Source organism: Sphingomonas sp. CFBP 13714 (genome assembly GCF_014842205.1).
In the GTDB taxonomy this organism is placed as follows: Bacteria; Pseudomonadota; Alphaproteobacteria; order Sphingomonadales; family Sphingomonadaceae; genus Sphingomonas; species Sphingomonas aerolata.
The window spans coordinates 39,163-49,167 of the sequence record NZ_JACYVG010000013.1 but is presented as its reverse complement, the minus strand read 5'-3'; the positions used below and the strand labels follow the sequence as shown (position 1 = coordinate 49,167).

At 60.6% G+C, this 10,005-nt stretch carries 10 protein-coding genes; 6 read left to right on the top strand and 4 right to left on the bottom strand.

The window, feature by feature from the left end; translation table 11 throughout:
- Positions 1–2,567 (bottom strand): Tn3 family transposase (locus IFT54_RS19135; RefSeq protein ID WP_192071802.1); only part of this gene is annotated, 2,567 nt, incomplete at its 3' end.
- Between the two features lie 129 nt (positions 2,568–2,696).
- Here IFT54_RS19135 and IFT54_RS19130 point away from each other — a divergent pair.
- Positions 2,697–3,323, top strand: coding sequence for a recombinase family protein (locus tag IFT54_RS19130; protein WP_192071801.1), 627 nt, complete (start codon positions 2,697–2,699; stop codon positions 3,321–3,323).
- A gap of 58 nt (positions 3,324–3,381) precedes the next feature.
- Here IFT54_RS19130 and IFT54_RS19125 read toward each other — a convergent pair whose 3' ends face one another.
- The gene (locus IFT54_RS19125; protein WP_192071800.1) at positions 3,382–4,338 is read right to left on the bottom strand and encodes a hypothetical protein; all 957 of its coding nucleotides are present in this window, start codon (positions 4,336–4,338) and stop codon (positions 3,382–3,384) included.
- Between the two features lie 151 nt (positions 4,339–4,489).
- Between IFT54_RS19125 and IFT54_RS19120 the strand changes: the two genes are divergently transcribed.
- Complete coding sequence (locus IFT54_RS19120; protein WP_192071808.1) at positions 4,490–5,068, top strand: recombinase family protein; 579 nt, start codon at positions 4,490–4,492, stop codon at positions 5,066–5,068.
- Between the two features lie 69 nt (positions 5,069–5,137).
- Here the strand turns inward: IFT54_RS19120 and IFT54_RS19115 are convergent, their stop codons facing one another.
- A complete protein-coding gene (locus tag IFT54_RS19115) occupies positions 5,138–5,644 on the bottom strand; it encodes a MucR family transcriptional regulator (RefSeq protein WP_192071799.1) in 507 nt (168 codons plus the stop codon).
- Positions 5,645–6,152: 508 nt separating this feature from the next.
- Positions 6,153–7,163 carry a GlxA family transcriptional regulator gene (locus IFT54_RS19110; protein ID WP_244649280.1) on the bottom strand — a complete coding sequence of 337 codons (1,011 nt, stop codon included), beginning with the start codon at positions 7,161–7,163 and terminating at the stop codon, positions 6,153–6,155.
- 52 nt (positions 7,164–7,215) lie between these two features.
- Here IFT54_RS19110 and IFT54_RS19105 point away from each other — a divergent pair, with 52 nt between their 5' ends.
- The 4 genes from IFT54_RS19105 (at position 7,216) to IFT54_RS19090 (ending at position 9,997) form a co-directional block, all read left to right on the top strand.
- Positions 7,216–7,764, top strand: a complete 549-nt coding sequence (locus IFT54_RS19105; RefSeq protein ID WP_192003458.1) for an isochorismatase family protein — start codon at positions 7,216–7,218, stop codon at positions 7,762–7,764.
- 14 nt (positions 7,765–7,778) lie between these two features.
- Entirely contained in the window at positions 7,779–8,672 is an 894-nt protein-coding gene (locus IFT54_RS19100) for an MBL fold metallo-hydrolase (RefSeq protein ID WP_192071798.1), read from the top strand.
- A 103-nt stretch (positions 8,673–8,775) separates the two neighbouring features.
- Positions 8,776–9,537: a hypothetical protein gene (locus IFT54_RS19095; protein ID WP_192071797.1), complete on the top strand. Its 762-nt coding sequence runs from the start codon at positions 8,776–8,778 to the stop codon at positions 9,535–9,537.
- 133 nt (positions 9,538–9,670) lie between these two features.
- Positions 9,671–9,997, top strand: coding sequence for a YnfA family protein (locus IFT54_RS19090; protein ID WP_192071796.1), 327 nt, complete (start codon positions 9,671–9,673; stop codon positions 9,995–9,997).
- Positions 9,998–10,005 lie beyond the last annotated feature (8 nt).

The window sequence follows — 10,005 nt, the reverse complement described above, 5'->3', positions numbered from 1 at the left end:
TCGATCCGTCCGATCTCGCGTAATGCGCGAGCGACCGGGTTTTGACGTGGAAAACCCGCCAGCTTGCGCAGCATGACCGAGGCGCTGACGGTGCCAGCCCGGATCGAGGCGGCAAGCCGCAGTGTCTCGTCCCAGTGCTCCTCAATCGCGCGGACGTTGACCGGGCCGGCGACGAGCGGGCGCAAGATCGGCCAGGGATCGAGCGACGACAGACCGTACAGCCGACGTTCGTTGAGGTCGCGGATGCGCGGCGCGAAGCGGAAGCCGAGCAAATGGCACAAGCCGAAGACATGATCGACCGCCCCGGCGGTATCGGTCGCATGTTCGCGGATCACCAGTTCGCTCTCGTGATCGAGCAGGCCGTCGAGGACATGCGCGGCCTCGCCGGCATTGGCGGCGATGACCTTGGTATGGAACGGCGTGAAGCGGTCGGTGACGTGGGTGTAGAACAGCACGCCGGGTTCGGTGCCGTAGCGGGCGTTGCGATCGGCGCGCGCTTCGCCCTGACCACCGGCGCGGAAGAACTGCCCGTCCGAGGACGATGTGTCGCCCGGTCCCCAGACCTGGGCGAGCGGGTGCGCGGTGTGGCAGTCGACGATCGCCGCCAGCGCCGACAGGTACGTTTCATCGCGCACATGCCATTCCGCAGTCCAGCGCAGGCGTGACAATGTCAGCCCATGCGAGCTTTCCGCCATGCGCCCGAGGCCGAGATTGGTCGCATCGGCGAGGATCGCCCCCATCAGCGCGGACTGGTCAGAGGCCGGCTCGCCACTGCGGGCATGAACGAAACGGTCGGCAAAGCGCGACCATGCGGCGACTTCCACTAGCAGGTCGGTGATCCGCACACGCGGCAGCATGGCATAGAGCCGGGCCTTCAGCGCCTCGGCATCCTCGGACGGGGATCGCCGGATCGGCGAGATCAGCAACTGCCCGCGCTCGATCGTCACGTCGACCAGCTCGCCTGTCGCGGCTGCGCGCTCCACCTCGGTCATGCGCCGGGTCATCACCGTGCGCCGATCCTCATGCCATTCGGCGAAGCCGGACGGTACGGCCAAGCGCAAATTGCCATCGGTACGCATCGTGTCGAACGCGGGCACCGGCAGCAGGTAATCGTCCAGCGTGCGATAGGCCCGGCTGCCGTCCACCCAGACGCTACCCGAGCCAAGTCGCTCGCGCAGGTGGACGATCACCGCGATCTCATAGGCGCGCCGGTCGATCGTCCCTTCGGCCGGCTCCACGATTTTGCGCCAGCGCGGCTTGATGAAGCTTGTCGGCGCCCGCTTCGGCAGGACCGATCGGCCGTCGCGGTACATCGTCCGCAGCACCTCGATTGCGCCGAGTAGCGGATCACCTGACCGCGCCGTGCGAAAGGTGAAGGCGGCGAGGAAGATCGCGGCAAACCGCCGCACGGCGGGATAACGCTCGACCACTTCCCCCAGGCCGTCATCGGCCGAGCGCGTCAGATCCTCGGCGAAACGGATGCTGCGTTCGAGCTGATCCCAGCCCACCTTGGCGTCGATCACGCGAAAGGCGTCGCGTCCGCTCGCGCGTGCATCGACCAGCAGGCGGCCGAGCCGGGCATGTAAGCGCGCCGTGTCTTTCAGCATCCGTGCCTGCCCGAGCAGCCGGTCGGACCGGGTACGATCGGCGCGGCGGAACAGCGCGCCCACCATCTTCTCGACCATGACCAGTGCGGCGTCGGTCAATGCCGCCTCCATCTCGATCATGGAGGCGACCAGCATCGCGAGCCGGCGCGGACGTTCGAGACGCCGGAGGTGCTGCGCGGTGACGATACCGGCGGTCCGGGCGATGACGGCATAGCGGGCGGCATGGATACGTCGTGCCCGATCGGTTGCGATCCCGATGCCGCGCACCGCGTCGAGCCGTTCGACGATCCCCTTCAGGTTCGACGCCGATGGCGCTTCCGGCCATTCGCGTATCCATCCGAGCCGGGTACGACCTTTGTCGTCGGATGCGATCAGGCGTTCGAGCGCTGTCTCCTGTTCGCTTGAGCAGTCGCGGATCAGTCCGGCATGCGCAGCCTTGCGTGCCTGCGCCCGCACGATGAGGGCGAGCCGTTCCAGCGTCGATGCCGCGGGCAGCACGATCCGGTCGAGCCGCAGGCGATCGACCATGCCTGCGACGATCGCGTCGCCCCGGTCGGTCGAGGTGGCGATCTCCGATCCCAGCGCCAGCACCGATCTCACGTCGATCCGGTTGAAGGAGCGCAGACCAAGATACGCTTCGACCTCGGCACGATGCTCGCGCAGCGTCGTCGCTCGCGCGGAATAGTCGGCGAAGTCGTCGATACGGCAACCGATCTGGTCGGCGAGGAGCGCCAGCATGGCGGCAGGCACCGTCTCACCCGGCAGCAGGCTCCGTCCCGGGTGACGCAGATAGCAGAGCTGCACCGCATAGCCGAGCCGGTTCGGTCCGCGCCGGCGCCGCGCCACCTGTCCAAGGTCATCGGGGCCGAGCGTATAGAGTCGTTCGATCGTTGCCCGATCGGCAGGCGGATCGAAGATCGCGCTACGCTGCGCGGGCGACAATATGGTCCTGGAGGGCATCGGCTTCCTGTTCGTCACGCAACAGGCAAGCGGCCCTGTTCACGGAGCATAGACCACAATACGGGTTATGTGACATTAGAGAGATCGATCGACGGGCAATGCCGCTCTGTCACGCAGACGGACGTATATGTGACGACGCAGATCGGTTACGCGCGGGTGTCCAAGGCAGACGGCAGCCAGGTCTATGACCTTCAGCGCGATGCGCTGGTCGGAGCGGGGGTCGATCCCGACCATATCTATGAGGATGCGGCATCGGGCCGGCTCGACAAGCGGCCGGGGCTGGACGCCTGCCTGAAAGCGCTGCGTCGCGACGACACGCTCGTCATCTGGAAGCTCGACCGGCTCGGGCGCGATCTTCGCCACCTCGTCAACACGGTCGGCGACCTGACCAAGCGCGGGATCGGCCTCAAGGTGCTGGCGGGCGAGGGCGCATCGATCGACACCACAACGGCCAACGGTCGGCTGATCTTCGCGATCTTCGCCGGCCTCGCGGAGTTCGAACGAGAGCTGATTGTCGAGTGTACCCGTGCCGGCCTCGCCTCTGCCCGCGCCCGTGGGCGTCACGGCGGGCGCCCCTTCAAGATGACGCCTGCCGAGCTGCGGCTCGCACAGGCCGCGATGGGTAAGCCCGAGACGAAGGTTGCTGAGTTGTGCGCCGAACTCGGGATCACGCGGCAGACGCTCTATCGTCACGTCACGCCTAATGGGCAGATCAGACCCGATGGCGAGAAGCTGCTTGCCATGCGTGCGAGGTGATTTCGCTAAACTATGAAGCGGTCGTCGCCCTCTCAGCCGACATTCACGGTGGTCAATTTCAGCGCTGACTGTTCGAACCGACGGCTTGGACGCGTGCCAACTCCTCAAGGAGACCAATATAGTTCCGGTCTTGCGCGTTTACGTCCTCGAGCCACGCCCGTCGTGTCTCGGCCAGAATAACGGCGCTCCCTCCGCCGCGCTCCTCGGCCGCTCGAAAAGGTGAGAAACTGGTCTGAATGATTGTCCGGAGGGCCTCCTGCTGACGCCCAAAGGCGAACACTGCATCCCGAGCAGTGGCGACCAGACTGTCCGTCCGGTTCGCTTGTGCTGCTCTCAAAGAAAGGCGCGCCCTAGCGAGTATATCCGAACCCGGTTCACGCTGCTTCTCCCATCGCGATTGAAGTTCGGTGAAATTTGCCGCAAGCGCCGGGTCATCGATTTTGCGCGTTCTGGCCAAACATTCTGAAAAGCGCCACAGCGTTTCCTTGTCACTAGGATCGCAATCCATCTTTCGCATGGCAAGCGTGAGCACGGCTTCGGTATAGACTTGAGCAGGACGTGTTCCGTCGTTGCAACCCCACCAACTTGCCGCTTTGTCGGGGCTGGCCTCTAGAAACCCGCTCCAGCAATGTACCACGACATTCGGATTCGACCGTGCGCTGCTCTTAGCTGGCGGTGCATAGGCCGCGGTTTCCAAGCCTGCGACCTGTTCCCATTCGCCTGCCGACAGGTCGTAGGCTTGCCCGCTCCAGCCACGATATTGTGCTCGGAGGGTCAGGCGCCCATCCGCGTGGCGTTCGAGTTCGATACCGGGGATCGGTAGCATACCATAGGGATCGACAGGCAAGACCCGGCGCACGTCACGACCACCGAAGGTCATCTCATCGAGCGGAATGAAGCCGGACGCAGCCATGCGTTGATGCACGAACCTTTCTTCCGAGGACTGAGCCAGCGCAGCACCAGATAGCAGCAGCGCAGCTGGTAAGGCGGCAAGAATCCGACGAAAAAATCTCATCCATACACCTCGAAATGATGGCTCCCCTGCCTCGAGGTTGAGCAGCTATGCTCCCCCTCAGACAGAAACATGCTCGGCAGCAGACCGTCCGCCCACGGATCATAATAGCAAGACGAGGATTTCGACAATCTACCGCGCCTGGTCAGACGAGCTGTTCGGCTTAGCGTACGTTTTCGGCTACTTTCTCACCGGACCCCAACTCGAAGCACTGCACAGCGCCGGGTGCGAACGAACCTTTTCAGATAAGGCAAGCGGGGCAAAAGCCGATCGCGCCGGGTTGGCCGACGCTCTCTCCCATGCACGCACCGGCGACATACTCGTTGTGTGGAAGCTCGACCGGCTCGGCCGTACCATAAAGGGGCTGATCGATCTCTCGGCCGATCTGGCGGCGAGGGGGATCGGGCTAAGATCGATTACAGACGGGATCGATACCGCAGGCACAGCTGGGAAACTCGTTTTTCATATCATGGCGGCGATGGCCGAGATGGAGCGTGACTTGGTACGTGAGCGTACGACGGCTGCGTTGATCGTCGCTCGGCGTGAGGGCAGGGTAGGTGGCCGGAAGACAGTAATGACACCCAAACGCATCGAGGCCGCCCGGAAACTTTTGTCCTCTGGAATGACTGCTCGCGAAATAGCTCCAACCATCGGCGTCTCGCTCGCGACGCTATACCGCCATTTGCCAGCACCAGAACAAGAGGCAATTAGCGCGGAACAGAATGTCGCTTAGAAGCATGCAGCCGATCTACACGCACGATGAATGGCTGGCTCCCATTTTCCTAGGAAGCCAGCCTCTAGATTATTCCGCTGCTGCTTCTTCGGCCTTCCGCTTGCGCGGAGCCGAAGCGGGCTTTGCGTCTGCCTTGGCTACATTCGTCTGGCCAGGCTTGCGACCGAGCCCAATGCTCTTGGCCATCGTGCGACGTGCTTCCGAATAGGTAGGAGCGACCATGGGGTAATCGACCTTCAGGCCATAACGCTCGCGATACTCCACAGGCGTCATGCCGTTAGTCGCGAGGTGGCGGCGCAGCGTCTTGTAGGGCTTGCCATCGATCATGCTGATGATGTGATCGGGGCTGGCAAGCGACTTACGCGCCGTCACTGCCGGGGTGTACTCTTGAGCAGATGCTTCGGGCTCAGCAGCCGTCGCGTGTCCGCCAACCAGCACCGAAACAGTTTCGTACATTTTGTTCAGGAAGGCCGGAACGTCGTCAGCGTTGGTACGCGTGTTAGGATTGGCCAACCAAGCGATTGTCAATTCCGTGGCGAGTTCAACGGGGTTCAGGTCGAGGGTAGTGTCGGACATAGAAGTCTCCATTTCTGGACGCGCATCTAGGTACTTTATTGCTCGCTAGCAATCTCAGGTCGCGCTCGACCATCTGTTTGATATCGACACATCAACTGAACCCGAGAATACGCTTTCCTAAATACCATCCGAGACGTTGGCAAATTTGCTCCTTTGCAGACGCCGACGCCAGCGACCGTTTGAACCTTGCCGGGTCTGCCTCAAACTTTTAATTGAATATGATTGATCAAGCTCTCATGCGCGAAGCGGTTGACACTCTAGTCGTATCCGTCGCGGGGCCTAAGCACCGGCAAGGCCGCGCGGGAGACCCAAAGCACCAGTTTGTCGCAAAGTCCTGATTACGTCCGGGTTTTCCTCACAATCTGACCGCTGAGCGACGCTGATGGAAAGGGAACCGGAACGACAGTCTTCGGGGAGGCGGGTGGCATAGCCGCCATTGCGGGACTGCCGCGTTTCTTAAAAGTGATGGTATTTCGGGAATCGCCTAGGTTGGCGATGATAGCCAATGTCAGGCTACAGTCTTGAGCGCCGTAGCGAACCGTCGCCGATAATCGGAAGGAGATAAGCCGACAATGCGATGGAATACTTTACGAAAGGCACTAGGGTCGGTGTAGCCCACATCCCAGCCGATTTGGTCGATAGCAAGCCTCGTACCCCGCAGCTTTGTCTTGGCGTTCGATACTCGCAGGCGTTGCCAGTATTCGGTCGTGGTATAGCCGGTCGCTTTTTGAAAGCGGCGTAGAAGTGTTCTTTCCTCAAGGCTGGCTTGAGCTGCAAGCGTTGCCACGTCGACGGTTTTGCCCTCACTATCCTCTAAAAATTCCTGTACCTTCAGTATGGCTTCATCCTTGTGGCCAACGTGGGGACTGAAGCCGCTGTAATAGCTCTGCTCGCGTCCGGGCGGATCAATGAGGAAGCCACGGGCCACTTCTATCATCACGGCATTTCCCATGAACCGCGCGATGATCGTCAAGCAAAGATCGGTCCAGGCCATGACGCCCCCGGCCGTGATGATGTCACCATCGTCGATGACGATCCGGTCGGTTTCGACCCGCGCCAAAGGGAAGCGGCTTCGAAAGCGATCTTCGTAGGTCCAGTGCGTCGTGACGGTTCGGTTGTCAAACAAGCCGGTATCGCCAAGCACGAATGCACCTGAGCAGATGGAGGCCAGCACGGCGCCCTCGGCGTGCCGTTCGAGCAACCAGCTCTTTATATCTGGATCCCTGTCATCATGCGGGCCATCCAACGCCGGTGGCAAAATGCACATCGATGGATCAGTGCTACATGACGCCGAGGAATAAACGCGCTCTAACCGGCCCGTTGCCTTCGCTGCAGCCCAGTGACTGACCACTAGCCTGGATCTGTGCGCTTGCGCCGGCAACGCAGCGGCAATGCGATCGGCAGCAATCAGGAGATCCGTCATGCCCAAAATCGCTGCTTGCTGGGCTCCACGATAGGCAAGGAGAGCAATTTCCATCATGTCATTTCTAACCCGGTTTTTGTCGCTGTCGCCACTCATATAGGCCTGATCATCCTGTTAGACAGGCTCCATACTCAACGGGAGCAATGTTGTGGCCAAACGAGCCCTGATCGTAGTCGATCTGCAGAACGAATATGAAGCCAGTGGTAAGCTGCCGCTGGAGAATCTGGATCAAGCCGTCGCGAATGCGAAGCGTGTCCTTACCGCCGCGCGTGACGGCGAGGAAATGATCGTTCACATTCGTCACGAGACACCGAATTTGGACGCGGTACCTTTTGCGATCGGTACGAGCGGCACCGAAATCATCGCGGCAGTAGCGCCCGTCGATGGTGAAACAACGCTCACCAAGCACTACCCCAACGCCTTTCGCGACACGGGGCTGAAGGCGCTGCTCGATGACGCGAGCGTGCAGGAGGTGATCATCGTCGGCGCGATGAGCCACATGTGCATCGATGCGACGGCTCGCGCAGCGTTCGACTTCGGTTATGCCGTGACCGTCATTGATGATGCCTGTGCCACGCGCGCCTTGTCGATCAACGGCGTCGAGGTCCCTGCGGACCATGTTCATGCCGCCTTCATGGCCGCACTCGCCTTTGCCTACGGTCAGGTAGTCTCCACCGCCGACTTCCTTCCTGCCTGAGCTGGAGCATTACTATGACATCGGAAACTCTGTCCGGCCTCTCTCGCCGCCAGCTTCTGGCAGCCGGTGGTGCCGCTGCCGTTACCCTCAGCGTTGCCCCTTCGCTCAAGGCAGCGCCGTTGCCTGCGCCAAGCACCGGGAACTCGATAGTCCAGATCCGGAACGCGACAATTCGCGTCAACTATGCCGGGGTGCGGTTCCTGGTTGATCCCATGTTTGCGGATCCAGGGGCCTATCCGGGCTTCCCTGGTTCAGCGATGAGCCATCTGCGCAATCCGCTCGTTCCTTTGCCAGTTGCAGTTGCAGACCTTGTCGATGCCGACGCTGTGATAGTTACCCATACGCATATCGACCACTGGGACGACGCCGCGCAGAAGGCACTGCCGAAGGCGATGCCAATCTTCGTTCAGAACGCAACGGACGCTGCCACCATTCGGGGGCAGGGCTTTTCTGATGTGCGGATTATGACGACGGATACGCGCTTCAAGGGTGTTCAACTTGCCCGGACAGGTGGGCATCATGGCGGAGACGCTGTGTTGCGCGCAGTGCCAACGCTCGATCCCGTCAGCGGCGTTGTCTTCCGTCACCAATCGCATAAGTCGGTTTACGTCGTGGGGGACACTATTTGGGATGCAGCCGTGGCGCAGGCGGTCGAGACTTACAAACCCGACGTCATCGTCCTCAACGCGGGGTATGCCCAATGGGTTGATCTGGGGCCGATACTGATGGGTCCACAAGGGGTATTATCCGTCCATCGCGCGGCACCGACCGCTCAGCTCGTCGCGACGCATATGGAAGCAATCAATCACTGTGTCCTTCGTCGGGCCGATCTCGCAGCCTTTGCTAAAAAGGAAGGCTTCGCTCAGCGGCTACTTATCCCCGCCGACGGCGAGAATATTTCGATCTAAGCAAGGCGCCGTGGGCCAACAACGGTGATGCTGCCCCACGGCGTCAGCAACGGCTTGACATGCGGCTAGCGGATTAGTCCTTGATGTCAGCAAGGAGATGGGGATGAAAATCGGGCTTTTCGTATCAGCTTTTGGGATGGCAGTCGCTACTCCCGCGTACGCTGAGCCTACCCGTGTGGTGGTTCGGGTATTGAGTCAGGACGGCAAGTTTGTCGGCGATCATACTGGCGGTGCGCGCATCACCCTCCGCGACGCCAAGTCCGGTAAAACGCTGGCTCAAGGCATTACGAAGGGCGGCACCGGGAACACCGACCGGATCATGCGAGCGACCGGTCGCTCTCCACTGTTGCAAACCGACGGCGCGGCAACCTTTGATACGATTGTCGACATTGCAGAGCCAACTCTAGTCGATCTCGAGGTGGCTGGACCACTTGGGCGGCTTGGGTCGCTCCTCCAGGTAAAGTCTCAACGATGGATGGTGCCAGGCCAGGCAATCGATATCGGCAATGGCTGGATGGTCGAACTGCCTGGGCTGGCGATTACCCCGACCGCAATGCGCAGCGGCAGTGCCGTGGTGGTTCAAGCTAAGGTCGAGTTGATGTGCGGATGCCCAATCACCCCGGGGGGAGAATGGGATGCATCGGAGTATGTGGTAACAGCATCCGTCTGGTCGGCCGGCAAGAAACTGGTGACAACATCGCTGCCGTTTACGGAATCTACCGGCGTATTCACCGGCTCAATCGACGTACCATCGTCCACCCCGACGCAGATTTACGTCAGCGCCATCAATACTAAAACCGGAAACTCCGGAATGGTTCTAATACCCAATTTTCAGCGTGACGAACCTCGCAGTGATATAGAGTAGCCGTCACTTTATAATTCTTAAGAAGATCTTTAAAAAGGCTTTATTCCCGGTTCAGCTCCCCCATTGGATTAGATGATCAGTAAAGCATGAAAACCTTACTGACATCATCGCGCCGGGTTGCTAGGCTTTAAAAATGCTCTCGATCTTTATCTACGGCGGTGCAGCTATCGCGGAAATTGCCGGTTGCTTCGCCTTTTGGGCGTGGCTTCGCATGTCGAAGTCACCGTTCTGGCTTATTCCCGGCTGCCTCTCGTTGGTGATTTTTGCCTATCTTCTGACCCGCGTTGATAGCGCTGCTGCGGGACGTTCCTATGCCGCCTATGGCGGCATCTACATCACCTTTGCAGTTTTATGGCTCTGGGGAGCGGAAGGTGTCAGGCCTGACCGCTGGGATTTGGTTGGCACGGCACTCTGCATTCTAGGTACCGGCGTAATCTTCTTTGGACCCCACCGCGCTTAGCGGTCTGC